Below are 14742 nucleotides of genomic sequence, written 5' to 3'. Positions count from 1 at the left end.
GCGGGCGCCCGGCCGCTACGGAACGGCCGCACGCCGGCTACGAGAACGCTCTTGACCGGGCTTCTAGATGTACTACCTTGAACGCATGAACCCAGAGACTCCCCGTGCGCTGCCTGCGGGCTCATGCTGGTGCGGGTGCGGCGCCGACGTCGGTCGCCGCGCCTTCTTCGCCAGAGGCCACGACAAGGTCGCCGAGGGTGCCCTGCTTGCGGCGAAGTACGGAGGCGAGGTCGCACAGCTCCTGCTCGAACACGGATTCGGTCCCGGCTCCTCGGAGTCGGTCACCGCGGCCGCCGTTGCATCCGGTGCCTGGGAACGCTGCCCGGCAGAGGACTGCGGCTACCCCGGCACTCCCGAGAGCGTCCGGAACCACCGCCGCAAGCTGAGCCACTGACCACCATGACCGACGACCACTGGAGGAACGCATGGACGAGCTCCACACGAGGCTGCGGGCCTGGGCGCGCGGCATCTACCCGACGGAGGCGGCGACCGAACTCCTGATCCGCACGGGCTTCGCCCGGGCCGGCAACCCCTGGGTCCGGCGCGAGCCGTCCGGCGGGACGGATCCCGATGACATCTGGATCGACTTCGCGGAGATCCCCGAGCACGTCGAGCCCCTCTCGTCCGGTGAACGCCGCGTGCTCATGTTCGCCGCGTCCCTGTCGGACGTCGTCGATGCCCCGAAGGTCAAGATCGGCGACCTCGTCTCCGTCGATGAGAACCGGCTCAGCCTGTTGGTGGCCGCGCTCCAGCACGCCGGTGGGCGGCGCGATGCCTGGGACCGGGTGCCGGTGATCGTGGACCTCGACCTCGACCCCGACGTCGTCGCCGGCTGGCCGGACCCGTCGTGGTCAACCCGCGTGTCCGACGGTGAGGCCGGGGACCGGCGATGAGGCAGCATGCCGCGGCCGCACGAGTTGAGGAGGAAGCTCGCGCGCTGGCGGAGAGCGTGCGCGCGATGGCGGAGATTCGGCGGGACGAGTACCGGAGGAAGCGGTTCGCGAGTCTCGTGCTCGCCGCCGGGCTCGGCATCACGCTCGCCGCGTCGTCCCTGCTTGCGCTCGATGACTCCGCTGCGCTACTCGCGGGCGATGTCTCCGTCACGACCGCGCCCGCGGTGACGGTCCCCTGGGTCGGCGCCGCAGCGGCGGCTCTGCGGTGGGTCACCGGCGTCGCTCTGGTGCTGACGCTCGCCGGCGCGGGCTGGTGGTCGATGCGGATGAGGGTTGCCCGTCACGCGGCCGAGCGCGTGATCGCTGCCTCGCGCTGACGGCTTGCGCGGCACCCAGCGGGCGGTCCGGGACTGGTACAGAGACGTATCGCGTTGAGACGAGTGACTGGTAGAGGTGCGTGCGCGTGAGATGCGAGTTCCGGGGTGGGCCGCTTGAACGCCTGACCCATGTCGGGCGAGGTGTCGACGGACGGTAGAGGCCGGCACCCCGAGTGCCCGCGCGACCGACGCACGAACCGGCCGCCAGAAACTGACGCACGCGCGGTTGGGAGCCGCTCGGACGACCCCGGCCGAACTGCGGGCATGCCATCATCGGCCGATGGGAGCAACGGCCAAGACCCCTCCGCAACGCCTAACGCCCGTCGGTCGCGATCTCGAGAAGGTGCATCGGTTCGCCAAAGACCTCCTCGCTCAACACGGCCTCGAAGATGACTGGTCCGTCTTCTGGGCGGAGTCGTTGGAGAACAGTGATGGCGGCGGGGTTACGCGCGCCCACGCGCAGCGCATCGTCTTCAGCGCTGCCCACATGGCGATACTTCTTCCGGACGAGCGTCGTGACGCGGTTCGGCACGAAGTCGCGCACGCCATCGTGGGCGTCGCAGCTGGGCACTCAGACGTGTGGCGGAGCAAGGCCATCGAGCTCGGGAGCTCTGGAGCCACGTCGCATTCGCCCAACGTGTTGCTCTACCCCTGGTACGGCCTCTGCCCCGATGGCCACCCCTTCGTCTCGGTGCGGCCGCCGGGCCTGACCGGCTTCGCCTGCGAGGACGACGCCCACGATAAGCCTGTCGAAGTGACAACATGGAAGAGGAACGCCAGGTCTCGGGCCCATGACCCTGGCGTCAAGAAGATGGCTGAGACGTTTCCCGAACCTGTCTCCTCGCCCGCGTTTGGCATCGGGGATACGGTCTACGTCATCCCGTACGGGGACGAGAAGTACGACAACGCGCCGTTGACGGTGACTCGGGTCTTGCTGCGTCAATACGTCACTCGCCACACTGACACCGACGAAGAGGTCACCGTGGATTTTGAGGGAGTCTCCGCCGCTCCCACCGAGTGATCCCCGTCGACCAGCCGCCAGTGTTCGAGCGGGTGCATGAACGGCGAGTGGGCGTCCGCCCGCAGTCATGCGCCAGTCGTCTATTGGTATCGAGACGTATCGCGCTGAGACGGGTAGGCCTGGGCTCGTCGCTATGACTGCGGATGCGCAGGGGTCGCGGGTCCGCGTGCGATTAGTTGCTTCGTGAGAGCGACAGTGGCTAGGTACCACCAGAAGATCCAGTCGAGGAATGCATCGTCATAATCGTCCCGCTGACCGGCTCGATGGTGACGAATCGCATAATTGTTGGCGATGTTGAACAGTGAGTTCTCGTCTTGGGACAACAACTCATCCCTGAGGAGTTGCCGATGTGACTCGAGGATGCCCGCTAGCGCAACAACGGCGGAGCGCTTGTCCTCCCGAGTCGCGCCGCGTCGCCGGAACTGGTCGATTGCGTGGCGAAGCGCATCTGGTGCCGGCGCCTCATCGTCGCCCGCCAGCGTCTCTAGCAGCTCATCTCGGGGATCACCCGTCGTTTCCACCAGCACGCCGTCTGTATCGAGCCTGAGAAGCGAGTCGCTCTCCTCCAGCAGCGCGTTCACTCGCCAGCGATAGACCGCTTGCCCCGCTCTCCTGTCGAAGTCCGAGTAGTGCCACTCCCTACCGTAACTGTGATAGCTACGCTGGCGCGGGCGGGCGGCCAGGTAGTAAACAGCCTCCACAACCGTGTAGGTGTGGTCCACGCTAGAGATGAGCAGGCTCGGAGGCCACTCCTCGCGGGACCCCATGAGGTCGGACAGCCGGTCGCGACCGCGCTTCTGATGGTCGTTTTCGCTATCGACGCAATCTTCTCCAAGCGCACTGTCGAAGTAGCCGGCGCCGTCAAGTTCACCTATGAGCTCGCCGAGCCTCGCCTGGAGTTCCACGAATGTGAGCCGAGGCTTCTCGGCGGGCGCTGGGGTGCGGCCATGTCGATCTCGATAAAGGACGGGCCGTGTGAATACAGGCACGAGCGCGGGGTTTGCCCGGATCCCATCAACGAGTGTTTGGAGTGCCCGTTCCTCTCTCGCGTCAGCGAGCCACTGGGTGCCCGTGTCGTCGTAGAAGGCCTCACTGAAGAGCAGGTCTAGTCTCTCCTGAGAATAGGTATAGCTGGCGGATCCGCCGCCCCACGGGTCTTCGATGCGCTGCGTTGCTGCCTGCAGCTCCTGGACAAAGAGTTCCCGCGGCCACACCAACTGCAGATCCGCGATACGTGCACCCATGTGCGCACCCTAGACGGAGGTGCGTGCGCCGTCACGAGCTGGCCGACCATCCTGAGCGCGCCGCCCGCTCATTCGGCTGCCCAGCGAAACTCTCATCAGATGAGAGATCTGGCCGCTGACCATCGGGGACTCGTACCGACGAGCTCGGCGCCATCGGGCCGGGATCAGGCCCAACCCCTGCCTGACCTGCGGCGAGGCGGCCGAGCGGGGTGAGACGAGTTCTCTAACCCAGTTGCAACTCGTCCTACTCGACCGCCGATAATGTAGGTTATGACACTTCTGGACAAGCGGAGGGATTCGAACCCTCGAGGGAGTCGCCCCTCCTGCCGGTGACCGGTGCGGCCGGGCGACCGCTGTTCCGCACCGGTGAACTCGCGCCGCTAGGTGAGGCAAGGCGACGAGCCCACGTGGAATGTACTGCGCTGGGTCGGCCTCTGTCAGGCAGTTCGCTCTCGAAGCGCTGCGTGCCCTTTGGTCACAACTTTCGTCGAGCCCGTTCGCGAGCCACGGCACACACGGCCCAGGCGACTGCACCGATACCCATCGACGCACCCAGGACCAGCGCCGCCCCTGAGCGGTCGGCCTCGGACCATCGAGCGGTGCCGCTGCGTTGCGCAGGGCCAGGGCCTACGCGCTCTGAGCAGCACCGCCCGTCGCCATCGAGTCGAGGATGCTCTCGAGTGTCCTGGTGGCCAGCGGAGCCTCGCCGGTGTTGTACGAGTTGTTGATACGGCGCCGAAGAGCAAGTGCTTGCTGCAGCCGCTGCCGCACGGCGTGGGTCCGCCACGACACCGCCGGCTGCGCCAGCAGGTCGGCCATCTCACCGGCGCGAGCGTGGAGGTAGTGGCGCCGCGCGTCCCGCAGCGGGCCGTTGATCGTCTCGGCGCACTCGCCGCGACGGCACCCCAGCCGCAGCCGGATGTCGGTGTGTCCGAGCAGGCGCTCCGCGGTGGTGTGTGCCACGGTCATCGCGATGCCCGGCAGGTAAACCCGCGCCCGGCCAGGGTGTCCTTGCTTCTCGACTCCATCGATACGGTCCTGGTAGTCGCGACGCTGGCGCGAAACCGTTGCGCTCCAGTCCACCTTCTCGTGGTCGGTCACTCCCACGGAGTAGCTGTCGGCGTGTCCCATCGCGACCGCGACCTGTCCCACGTTGCCCGACCACCCCAGGGTCGTAACGATTCCGGCGGCACGGAATGCATCCAGCACCGACATCACGTGACGGAACTTGCGGAGACCGACGTTCTCACCACCGAGCGGTGACAGACGCAGCTCGACCTGAGACACACCGAGCTCCGAGTACTCGACGGCGAGCTGCACCGCGTGCTTGAAGGCGTAGTTGGCGGACACCGTGACGATCGGGCGCACCAGCAGCTCGGTCATGGTGCGCATGTCGGACACGAGCGACAGGTTCAGGTCAGCGGATCGTTCATCGCTGACGTAGAAGTGCGGCGGTGTAACCGCGGTGACGAAGTCCGGGTGCGCCCCGAGGACGCCCTGGAGCAGTCGCGTGCGCGCGGCCGGGTCACGGCTCAGCAGGTCGACGTCGTAGGGGTCGTCGCTGTGGTACCCGAGGCCGGTGACGGTATAGCCGGGGGCGACGAGCCGCTCGGTCATGGGGTCGAAGAGCACCTCGACGCCCAGCGCCGCAGCCGCCGCCGCGGCCTCGGACCCCAGTCGCGCCTGCTTGGCGGGGAGCATGATCGCTCCGACGCCGTCGGGCCCGCGCTCGAGGAAGTCCTGCACGACCCTGTGGTCCTTGTGGCCCAGCTGGAACTGCACGCCGCTCATCGACTCCCGCCTCCCGTAGGCATGTCCTCTTGCTCGCGTTGGTGACATAATAGACGTCATACCTACTGACAGGGAAGGTGACACAGTGGTTCCTCAAGGAGCGCTCGCCACGAAGGTCAACGACGTGATCGCCACCCTCGGGCTCACGCAGGAAGAGGTCGGCTCGATCGTTGACGCATCGCCGCGCACGGTCGCCCGGTGGTCCAGTGGTCAGGTCACGCCACAGAAGCTGAACAAGCAGCGGCTTCTCGAACTTGCCTACGTCGCTGACGTGGCGGCGGACGTGTTCCCACCGGACAAGGTGAACCTATGGCTTCTGTCTCCGAACAGGCAGCTCGACCACGACACCCCTGCGGAGCGCATCAGAGCAGGCCACTTCAAGGATGTCCTCGGCCTCATGGAGGCGATCGCTGACGGCGTGGTGATCTGAGGCCGTGCTGGACGAAGCAGTCGTCGAGAGAGTCAACGACCTCGGCACGGTCATCTGGAGCGGCACCACCTACAGGCATGCCAGTGCCGCATTCGACGGCCTCTCGGGCCGCGGCGCTGTGGTGCACGGTGGACGCTGGAACCCTCCGGACAGTTTCGAGACCCTCTACCTCGCCACTCCCGTGGTGACGTGCATGGCTGAACTCGAGCGCCTTGCCGCGGCTCAGTCTCTCGACCCGGTCGACCTGCTCAACGCCCGTCGCCCGCGGATGCTGCACACAATCACTGTGCACGAGGCCGCCGTCCTGGACCTGCGCAGCGATGCCGCGCTCGCCAGCGTCGGACTGGAGCGCGCAGACATCACCGACGACGACTGGTCCGGCTGTCAGGCCATCGGTCATGCCGCGCATTTCCTCGGCCACGGCGGGGTGCTCGCTCCCTCGGCGACCGGAGATGGCCTTGTACTCGCCGCGTTCGAATCCCGCCTTGATCCCGATCAGCTCAGCCTCACCGAGTCGGTCCAGCTCACCGAGGACCTGTATCGCGAGCTCATCTCCCCAACCTGACCTCCTCAGACACGATCAGAAGCACTGAGGCCCACACGCACCGGGACAGGAACGCCGCGCTGATGGGAGTGCCCAGGGGATGGAGAGGTCAGGCTGCCCCCTTGCGCTACTCGCCCGTCACGGCGGACGCCGCAGCGGGAGCGATTCGCACCCGCTCGTTCAACAGCGCCGTGCTTCTCAGCCTCGAGCCGGCGCCGCGTCGACCGCGCCAGAGTCCTGCGCCTGGAGGTACCGGTAGACAGCTGACCTCGATACCACCAACGCCCGCGCTACGCCCGTCACGGTGGCTCCGGTAGCACGCATCAGCTCGTCGGCAGCGGCACGCTTCTCGGGTGTCATCACCGAAGGCCGGCCGCCCACGCGACCGCGGGCGCGTGCTGCGGCCAAACCCGCGACGGTGCGCCCGCGGATCAGGTCGGCCTCGAACTCCGCGACCGCTGCGAAGATGTGAAAGGTCAGCCGGCCCGGCGGCGACGTCGTGTCGATGCCCTCGCTCAGCGACCGCAGCTCGACACCGCGCGCCGCCAGGTCGGTCACCGTGGCCACCAGGTGCTGCACCGAGCGCCCGAGGCGATCCAACCGCCGCACGACCAGGACGTCGCCGGCGCGCGTGTAGTCAAGCACCGCGGCGAGCTGCGGGCGGTTGGCCACGGTGCCGCTGGCGTGATCGGTCCAGACCCGGTCGACCCCGGCGCGCGCGCGAGCGCGTCGTGTTGCGGGGCCGGGTCCTGCAGATCCGTCGACACCCTCGCGTACCCCAACACCTGTCCCATGGGCCCGGAGCGTACGGAACTCGTCGACGTGTGCTTTCCGGACATCTCGGTTTCGGACACGGGTTCCGGACACCGCTCCCCCGGCGTGTCGCGCCGCGGTCGCCGGTGGCCGGAAACGTGTGACTTTCGGCGCTAAATGGCGGGGTTCTGCCGCCGCAGCGTGGCGGGACAGTCAGGTGGCGCCGGGAGTGATGGGTCGCAGGACATCCTCGACCTCGTCGTGTCCCTTCCCGGGCCCGATCTCGGCGCGCTGGTGCTGGCACCACTCCAGGGGCGTGCTGCCAAATCTCGTGTCGCGGCGCGTGGGGTCTGCGCCGTGATGGAGCAGGCGGGTAACGCTGTCGGCTCGGCCGGAGAAGGCGGCCTCGTGCAGGGCGGTGGATCCGTCCCGGTCGACCCCATCTACGGGCGTGGACGCTGCGATGAGCTGATCGATCACGTTCAGCCGGCCGTGTGCCGCGGCAGTCCGCAGGGCCGCGACGCGATCCTCTTCACAGGTCTCGGAGCTCAGGGCGCCGGTGACGTCACCAGCAGCCGCAGCCTGAACCAGGTCCTGCGCTCCGGCGGCGAGTAGGACGTCCACGACGTCGGTCATGCCGAAGACGACAGCGTGTCGGAGGGCGGTCCCTCCTGGGACGCCACCGGCGGTGGGCGACGCGGTCGCGTCCAGGTCCGCTCCAGCCTCGACGAGGACCCGCGCGACCTCCGCGTCGCCGTAGCTGGCGGCGGTCATCAAGGGCGTCTCGGCGTCCAGGGGATCGCCTTCGACCGGAGCGCCGGCGTCGAGGAGCGCGCGGGCGAGAGCAGCGGTGCCGGGGACGTCTCGCCAGGTGTCGCGCGTGGTGTCGAAGCGCATCATCGCCACGTAGCCCAGGGGGCTGGCTCCGTGCAGGTGGTCACACCACCCGGACATCCTCTGGACGGCCAGCTCGGGGTGCGCGGCGAGCAGGTCGACCAGCCGGGCGGCGTCGCCGCTGTCCAGGATGGCGCGTCGCTGGACCTCGAGCTTGAGCTTGGCCCAGTGGGGGAACCCGATACTCGCGGGCCACGGAGAGTTGCGCTGAGCTCAGGGCGAGCTGCTCGGATACGGAGCGGATCCGGGCGACGGCAGCTGGGTCACCGCGTTCGGCCGTCCGTAGAAGGTCCTTGGCCTGGCGCCGGAGCTGCTCGAGGTCGGCGCGCGCTGGCAGAAGGGGCATGACGTCTCCTTAGGAGCTGGCGGCCCGCGCTGCCAGGCAGAGGAGATCGTCGACGGGAGTGGTTCGTCGTGGTGCTGTGGAGGTGGACTCAGTCCTGTCCGCGGGCCCGGTGGCGCCCTCCGCGCCAGCACCGACTCTAAGCCCGCGGCCGCCTGTCAGTGGGTGGGGATGACGTGGCAGACGCCGTCCTCGGAGCAGGCCGCGGGGTTCAGGGTGGCTGCGCGGTCCCGGAGCCGGCGGACCTCCTCGCGCGTCGCCTCGAGCTCTGCGATGCGCTCGTCCAGGGCAGCGGCGTGTCGGTCGAGCAGCGCGGTGACGTGTCCGCAGGGCGGCCCTTGGTCTTCGCGGACCGTGATGATGGTGCGGATCTCGGCGAGGCTCAAGCCGGCACCCTGGGCGGCTCGGACGAAGCGGAGCCGCGCGAGCGATGTCTCGTCGTAGTCGCGGTAGCCCGACGCGGTCCGGGCCGGCTGCGGCAGCACCTGCGCCTGCTCGTAGAACCTCAAGGTCTTCGTCGTCATACCCGCCTGCTCGGCCAGCTCCCCGATCCTCATGGTCTCAAGGCTACGTCTTGACCTTGCCGTGCGGTGGAACGTTTACGGTCCGTCGATGGGCATGGAAGAGACGTGGGACCTGGTCGTCATCGGTAGCGGAGGGGCGGCGATGGCCGCGGGGATTGAGGCCCGGTCGCGCGGGAAGTCGGTCTTGCTGGTCGAGCACGGGGTGCTGGGTGGAACGTGCTTGAACGTGGGGTGCATCCCGAGCAAGAACCTGCTCGCGGCCGCGGGGCGCCGTCACCGGGCGCTCGTCAACCCGTTCCCCGGCCTCCCGACCGGCGCGGGGGGCGTCGACCTGGCGGCTCTGATGGCGCAGAAGCAGGAGCTGATCGACCGGCTCCGTCAGGCGAAGTACACCGACGTGGCCGAGGCGCACGGCTTCCCGGTCATGTACGGCCACGCGCGATTCGTCGACGAGCAGACGCTCGAGGTCGACGGTGAGCGAGTCGCCGGCGCGGCATACATCGTCGCGACAGGCTCGGCCGCTCACATCCCGGCCCTGCCAGGCATGGACACGATCGACCCGCTGACGAGCACCACCGCGATGGAGCTGCAGGACATCCCCTCCTCGATGGTGGTGCTCGGCGGTGGGTACGTCGGGCTCGAGCAGGCCCAGCTCTGGTCCCAGCTCGGTGTCGCGGTCACGCTCGTCGGCCGGCTCGCGCCTCACGCCGAGCCAGAGGTCGCGGACGTGCTGCGGACCGTGTTCGCCGACGACGGCATCACCGTCGTGGAGGAACGCGCGGTGGCGCTCGAGCGCACCGCCGACGGCGCCGTGCTGGTCCGGACCGAGCGCGGCGCGCAGCTGACCGGTCAGCGTCTGCTGGTGGCCACCGGGAGGCACGCGAACACCGACGACCTCGGGCTGGACGACGCCGGGGTGCACACCGACGACCGACGGTTCATCACGGTGGATGCGCACCAGCGCACGAGCAACCCGCGGATCTTCGCCGCCGGTGACGTCTCCGGCGCCCCGCAGTACGTCTACGTCGCTGCACAGACCGGTCACGCTGCAGCTGCCGGAGCCCTTGGCCGGCCCACCACCGTCGACTACCGCGGCCTGCCGTCGGTGACGTTCACGACCCCCCAGCTCGCCTCCGCGGGCCTGACCGAGCAGCAGGCACTGGCCGCCGGGCACGAGTGCGACTCCCGGGTCTTGGATGCCCAGGACATCCCCCGATCGCTCGCCAACCGCGACACCCGCGGCACGCTCAAGGTCGTCGTCGACGCCCACACCCGCAAGATCCTCGGGGTCCACGCCGCCCTCGACGGCGCCGGCGACGTGATGCTCGCCGCGACCTACGCGATCAAGTTCGGGCTCACCGTCGACGACCTCGCCGACACCTGGGCGCCCTACCTGACCATGAGCGAGGCGTTGCGCATCTGCGCCGGCCTCTTCCGCAGCGACATGCCAACGAGCTGCTGCGCGTGAACGGCAGCGGCTGACCGGTTCCGCGCGGCCCGTGTCCCACTTCCTTGGAAGTGGAACAGGCGGGGAGCCCGCAGTTCGTGCGGAGACCGTGTGGTCTTGGCGTTCAGGTGGCGGGGCCTTGTCGGTGTTCTGTGGCGGTCGGGTCAGCTGGCGCCGACAACCAGGGGGTGATCGCGGGTCTACCGCGAGATCTGCCAGCGCGGCCACGCGATGGCAACGCCGGCGCGGCTATCCACCATGCCTCTCCTCGGAGCTCTTCGCTCCGTGCGTGCAGTCTCTCAACCGAGATGCGTCATGGGCCGGGGCAGGGCGTCAGAGGCCGAAGGCTCCGCCGCTGACGAGGATGACGATGCCCAGGCCGATCAGAACGATCGGGAACAGCACGTGTTCCCAGCGTTCGAGGACTTCGGCGATCGGTCGGCGCGTGGCGATGAACTTGGCCAGCATGACGAGGATCGCGACGAGCAGGAGGAAGACGACACAGTAGGCGACCACGGCTACAGGTCCCACGTTGAGGAAGACCGGGACGTAGACGCCGATGTTGTCTCCTCCGTTGGCGAAGGTGACCGCGGCGACGGTCAAGACGCCGACGTTCTTGCCCTCAACCTTGGCGTCATCGTCATCGTCGTCGCTCCCGCGCCAGGCCCGCCATGCGGCCCACAGGCCTAGGGCCAGGGGGATGAGCCCGAAGTAGGGGATGGCTTCTTCAGGAAGGAATGCTCCCGCGCCCAGTGACACGAGCACGGCGGTGCCCAGGATGCCGGCGAACCCGAGGTACTGGCCTGCGGTGATCCGGGCCGTCGTCCCGCGTTGCCCTGCGCCCCGGGCGAAGAACAGCGAGAGCACGATGATGTCGTCGATGTTGGTGGCAACGAACAGGCCGATCGCCTGCAGGACCGAGGAAACGATCACGCGTCAGGCTCCGCGTTGGCGCACCCGGGAACAGGGCAGGCAGGATCGATGCAGGGAGCGTTCTCATTCACGGCGAGGGTGACCTCGACCAGTGCGTTGAGCGCCCGTGCCAGGTGCGGGTCGGCGATCTCGTAACGTGTCTGGCGGCCCTCGGGCTCGGCGACCACGATGCCGCAGTCGCGCAGGCAAGCCAGATGGTTCGACACGTTCGAGCGCGTCAGCCCGAGGTCGCGTGCCAGCTCTGCCGGATAGGCGGGCCGCTCCAACAACGCCATCAGGAGCCGTGACCGTGTTGGGTCGGCCATTGCCCGGCCCAACCGGTTCATCACGTCCAGGCGAGTAGCAATGCTCAGCATGTGCTGAACTATACAGCACTGACTGAACCGGCAGCCTGTGCCGCAAACGAACGATTCCGCTACACGCGCCGGAGGGCCGGGCGGCGCGCGTCGTCGACGAGGCGCCTGATGTAGCGGAACTGCGTGCCGAAAACTACGGCGCGATACTTCCCGTGTCGGACGGGTTTCGCTACGGTCGACGCGTGGGGCATCTCCTGGGGTACGCGCGCGTGTCGACAACCGATCAGGACGCGTCGCTGCAGGTCGATGCGCTGACCAAGGCCGGGTGCTACCGGGTGTTCGTCGACACCGGCTCCGGGTCGCTGCAGCACCGGCCGGAGCTGGACAAGCTGCTGGACCAGCTGCGCCCGGGGGACACCCTGGTGGTGTGGCGGCTGGACCGGCTCGGCCGGTCGATCCGCCACCTGATCGACCAGCTGCAGGTCCTGGCCGACCGCGGCGTGGGGTTCCGGTCGTTGCAGGAGACCATCGACACCACCTCCCCAGGCGGACGGTTGGTGTTTCACGTCTTCGCGGCACTGGCCGAGTTCGAGCGCGACCTGATCCGAGAGCGCACCAACGCCGGCCTGGCGGCCGCTCGTGCTCGGGGCCGCAGCGGTGGGCGGCCGTCGGCGTTGTCCGCGGACCAGGTCCGGGCGGCCCGACGGATGTATGAGCAGAAGGACATGACCGTCGCCCAGATCGGGCAGGTGCTCGGCGTCTCCCGCACCACCATCTACCGGGCCCTGAACCGCGCGCCCGCCGCGGCGGCCCCGTCACGACGAGCCACGAGCGCCGTGTAGGCCGGCCGTGGACGCGGACGGGCGGTGGCGGATCCTGCGGCTGCATGTCGAGGACCAGGTCCCGCTCGCCGCGCTGGCCCGTCACCACGGCCTGGGAGTGCGCACGCTGGAACGCTGGCATGCCCGCTACCGCGCCGGCGGCCTGTCGGCCCTGGGCCGAGTGCCGCGGGCGGACGCGGGCGGGCATCACCTGCCGGCGGACCTCATCGCGCTAATCGAAGGGCTCGGGCTGACCCGGCCCCGCCCACCGATCGCCGCGATCCACCGGACGGTGGTGAAGGTCTGCGCCGGCACCGCGTGGCCGGTCCCGTCCTACGGCGTCGTCCGGTCGATCATCACCGCCCTGGACCCCGGCATGGTCACCCTCGCCCTCGAGGGAGCAGGCTCCTACCGGGACAAGTACGAGCTCGCGTTGCGGCGGACGGCCGACCGCCCCAACGCGATGTGGCAGGCCGACCACACCTTGCTGGACATCGTGCTCGTCGGCACGGACGGCAAGCCGGCCCGGCCGTGGCTGACCGTCGTGATGGACGACTGCTCCCGCGCGATCTGCGGCTACACGGTCTTCTTCGGTGCGCCGTCAACGATGCACACCGCCCTGGCGCTACGGCAGGCGATCTGGCCCAAGGCCGACCCCCGGTGGCCGATGTGCGGCATCCCCGACCTGTTGTACGTCGACCACGGGTCGGACTTCACCAGCGACCACCTGGCCCGCACCGCCGTCGACCTGCACATCCGCCTGATCCACTCCGCCGTCGCGCGACCCCAAGGGCGAGGCAAGGTCGAGCGCTTCTTCGGCACGGTCAACACCGAGCTGCTCACCACCCTGCCCGGACACCTCCACAGCGGCGCGGAGCGCTGGCCCGCGCCAGCCCTGTCCTTGGCTGACCTCGACGCCGCCGTCGGGGCGTTCGTCCTGGACTACAGCGACCGCGCCCACGGCGAGCTCGGCGTCTCGCCGCGGTCGGCGTGGATCGCCGACGGCTGGCTGCCACGCCTTCCCGACAGCCTCCAGGCGCTGGACGGGCTGCTGCTGACCGTGGCCCGATCCAGGACGGTGCGCCGCGACGGCATCCACTTCCAAGGCATGCGCTACGTCTCACCGACCCTCGCCGGCTTCGTCGGCCGCCCCGTGGTCATCCGCTACGACCCCAGAGACATCACCGAGATCCGCGTCTTCGACCACGACCAGTTCCTGTGCACCGCCGTCGCTCAGGAACACCACGCCAAGCAGATCAGCCTCAAGGACGTCCAGGCCGCCCGCAACGCCCGTCGCCGCGCCCTGCGCCGAGGCATCAACGAGCGGATCGCCGTCGTCGCCGCCCACACCCCCGACGCCCCTGCCAGGCCCGTGCCGCCGCGCGTGCCGACCGTGGCGCGGCTCAAGGTCTACAAGGAGGACCTCAGGTGAGCGAACGCTTCATCGTCACCAAGGAGCACCGCCGCTTCACCGAGTTCGCCGACTCCGTCCGGCGCGGGCGCACCATCGGGCTGTGCTTCGGGCCGGCCGGGGTCGGCAAGACCGTCTCCGCACGCCGCTACGCCCACTGGGACCAAGCCCACGAGCTGCTCACCGACTGGGGCCCGCGCTGCGATGACGACGCCAAGATCTACGCCGCGCTGGCCAAGAACCGCACCGCCCTGTACACCCCCGGGGTCCTGACCACCCCGCGGCTGCTGCGCGAGGACCTGGACCGGATCATCACGCGCACCAGCATCTGCATCCAGCAGCACGTCGAAGCCCCCGACCGCATCCCCTTGGACCGGTGGGGCACCCGGCGCACCACCAACTACGTCCAGCTCGTCATCGTCGACGAGTCCGAACGCCTGAGCCCCACCGCGCTCGAGCTCCTACGGGACCGCTACGACCGCGACCAGATCGCCCTGATCCTCATCGGCATGCCCGGGCTGGAGAAGCAGTTCAGCCACTACCCCCAGTTCTACAGCCGCGTCGGCTTCGCCCACCAGTACCGGCCCCTGAGCACCGACGAGATGCTCTTCGTCCTCCAACGCCACTGGCGCTCCCTGGGCAAGACCCTCAACCCCGACGACTTCACCGACGCCCAGACCATCGCCGCGATCAGCCGCATCACCCGCGGCAACTTCCGCCTCCTGGAGCGACTCTTCCCCCAGATCGAACGCGTCCTGAAGATCAACGAGCTGCAGACCATCACCAACGACGTCGTCGAAGCCGCCGCCAGCACCCTCGTCATCGGAGTCAACTAACCGTGCCCCTGAGCGGCTGAAGACCGCCGCCACTCACCGGAGAAAGTCACACGGAAACGGTCGACTACGGACACGCGCTCGCCGTTGCTGTGGTCCGACAATCCAAGGCGCGTTGTCCTGCACGGCGACCGGCGGAGGGGGTCTGCCGCTACGACGACGGATTGCTTCGCCCGTTTCGCCTACA

16 protein-coding genes and 1 pseudogene are annotated in these 14742 nt (G+C 68.8%); 9 read left to right on the top strand and 8 right to left on the bottom strand.

Going from position 1 to position 14742, the window contains the following annotated elements:
* Positions 1 to 121 precede the first annotated feature (121 nt).
* Positions 122 to 253, bottom strand: a complete 132-nt coding sequence (locus FKM96_RS21815; protein WP_256375953.1) for a hypothetical protein — start codon at positions 251 to 253, stop codon at positions 122 to 124.
* Between the two features lie 172 nt (positions 254 to 425).
* Between FKM96_RS21815 and FKM96_RS07620 the strand changes: the two genes are divergently transcribed.
* The 3 genes from FKM96_RS07620 (at position 426) to FKM96_RS07610 (ending at position 2291) form a co-directional block, all read left to right on the top strand.
* Entirely contained in the window at positions 426 to 893 is a 468-nt protein-coding gene (locus tag FKM96_RS07620) for a hypothetical protein (protein WP_147794735.1), read from the top strand.
* The gene (locus FKM96_RS07615) at positions 890 to 1270 is read left to right on the top strand and encodes a hypothetical protein (RefSeq protein WP_147794734.1); all 381 of its coding nucleotides are present in this window, start codon (positions 890 to 892) and stop codon (positions 1268 to 1270) included. Before FKM96_RS07620 ends, FKM96_RS07615 begins: the two co-directional genes overlap by 4 nt.
* A 280-nt stretch (positions 1271 to 1550) precedes the next feature.
* On the top strand, positions 1551 to 2291 hold the full coding sequence (locus tag FKM96_RS07610) for a hypothetical protein (RefSeq protein WP_147794733.1): 741 nt from the start codon (positions 1551 to 1553) through the stop codon (positions 2289 to 2291).
* 131 nt (positions 2292 to 2422) lie between these two features.
* On the opposite strand, the gene FKM96_RS07605 is transcribed toward FKM96_RS07610, so the two are convergent.
* Positions 2423 to 3535, bottom strand: a complete 1113-nt coding sequence (locus FKM96_RS07605; protein WP_147794732.1) for a hypothetical protein — start codon at positions 3533 to 3535, stop codon at positions 2423 to 2425.
* A gap of 627 nt (positions 3536 to 4162) precedes the next feature.
* Positions 4163 to 5326: a hypothetical protein gene (locus FKM96_RS07600; RefSeq protein WP_147794731.1), complete on the bottom strand. Its 1164-nt coding sequence runs from the start codon at positions 5324 to 5326 to the stop codon at positions 4163 to 4165.
* Between the two features lie 124 nt (positions 5327 to 5450).
* Between FKM96_RS07600 and FKM96_RS07595 the strand changes: the two genes are divergently transcribed.
* Both FKM96_RS07595 and FKM96_RS07590 read left to right on the top strand, forming a co-directional pair.
* Positions 5451 to 5756 (top strand): hypothetical protein, encoded by a 306-nt coding sequence (locus tag FKM96_RS07595; protein ID WP_210417388.1) that lies wholly within the window; start codon positions 5451 to 5453, stop codon positions 5754 to 5756.
* A gap of 4 nt (positions 5757 to 5760) precedes the next feature.
* On the top strand, positions 5761 to 6321 hold the full coding sequence (locus tag FKM96_RS07590) for an RES domain-containing protein (RefSeq protein WP_147794729.1): 561 nt from the start codon (positions 5761 to 5763) through the stop codon (positions 6319 to 6321).
* Between the two features lie 177 nt (positions 6322 to 6498).
* Here the strand turns inward: FKM96_RS07590 and FKM96_RS07585 are convergent.
* From FKM96_RS07585 to FKM96_RS07575, 3 genes and pseudogenes are all read right to left on the bottom strand, one after another.
* Positions 6499 to 7094, bottom strand: a pseudogene (locus FKM96_RS07585) (recombinase family protein).
* A gap of 172 nt (positions 7095 to 7266) precedes the next feature.
* Positions 7267 to 7950 (bottom strand): ankyrin repeat domain-containing protein, encoded by a 684-nt coding sequence (locus FKM96_RS07580; RefSeq protein WP_168216913.1) that lies wholly within the window; start codon positions 7948 to 7950, stop codon positions 7267 to 7269.
* Between the two features lie 498 nt (positions 7951 to 8448).
* Entirely contained in the window at positions 8449 to 8847 is a 399-nt protein-coding gene (locus FKM96_RS07575; RefSeq protein WP_166771975.1) for a heavy metal-responsive transcriptional regulator, read from the bottom strand.
* A 55-nt stretch (positions 8848 to 8902) separates the two neighbouring features.
* Between FKM96_RS07575 and merA the strand changes: the two genes are divergently transcribed.
* A complete protein-coding gene (merA, locus tag FKM96_RS07570; protein WP_094180443.1) occupies positions 8903 to 10282 on the top strand; it encodes a mercury(II) reductase in 1380 nt (459 codons plus the stop codon).
* A 312-nt stretch (positions 10283 to 10594) separates the two neighbouring features.
* Here merA and FKM96_RS07565 read toward each other — a convergent pair whose 3' ends face one another.
* A complete protein-coding gene (locus tag FKM96_RS07565) occupies positions 10595 to 11194 on the bottom strand; it encodes a cadmium resistance transporter (RefSeq protein WP_013115601.1) in 600 nt (199 codons plus the stop codon).
* Positions 11191 to 11550 (bottom strand): helix-turn-helix transcriptional regulator, encoded by a 360-nt coding sequence (locus FKM96_RS07560; protein WP_090034559.1) that lies wholly within the window; start codon positions 11548 to 11550, stop codon positions 11191 to 11193. The genes FKM96_RS07565 and FKM96_RS07560 overlap by 4 nt, the downstream gene beginning before the upstream one ends.
* 182 nt (positions 11551 to 11732) lie before the next feature.
* Here FKM96_RS07560 and FKM96_RS07555 point away from each other — a divergent pair, with 182 nt between their 5' ends.
* From FKM96_RS07555 to FKM96_RS07545, 3 genes are read left to right on the top strand one after another with little or no spacing between them, the layout of a single operon-like run.
* Positions 11733 to 12332 carry a recombinase family protein gene (locus tag FKM96_RS07555; RefSeq protein WP_147794727.1) on the top strand — a complete coding sequence of 200 codons (600 nt, stop codon included), beginning with the start codon at positions 11733 to 11735 and terminating at the stop codon, positions 12330 to 12332.
* Between the two features lie 7 nt (positions 12333 to 12339).
* On the top strand, positions 12340 to 13743 hold the full coding sequence (locus FKM96_RS07550; protein WP_147794726.1) for a Mu transposase C-terminal domain-containing protein: 1404 nt from the start codon (positions 12340 to 12342) through the stop codon (positions 13741 to 13743).
* Complete coding sequence (locus FKM96_RS07545; RefSeq protein ID WP_147794725.1) at positions 13740 to 14558, top strand: AAA family ATPase; 819 nt, start codon at positions 13740 to 13742, stop codon at positions 14556 to 14558. Before FKM96_RS07550 ends, FKM96_RS07545 begins: the two co-directional genes overlap by 4 nt.
* Positions 14559 to 14742 lie beyond the last annotated feature (184 nt).

It is taken from the genome of Cellulomonas sp. Y8 (assembly GCF_008033115.1).
Classification (GTDB): Bacteria; Actinomycetota; Actinomycetes; order Actinomycetales; family Cellulomonadaceae; genus Cellulomonas.
This window is presented reverse-complemented; position numbering and strand designations above follow the sequence as displayed.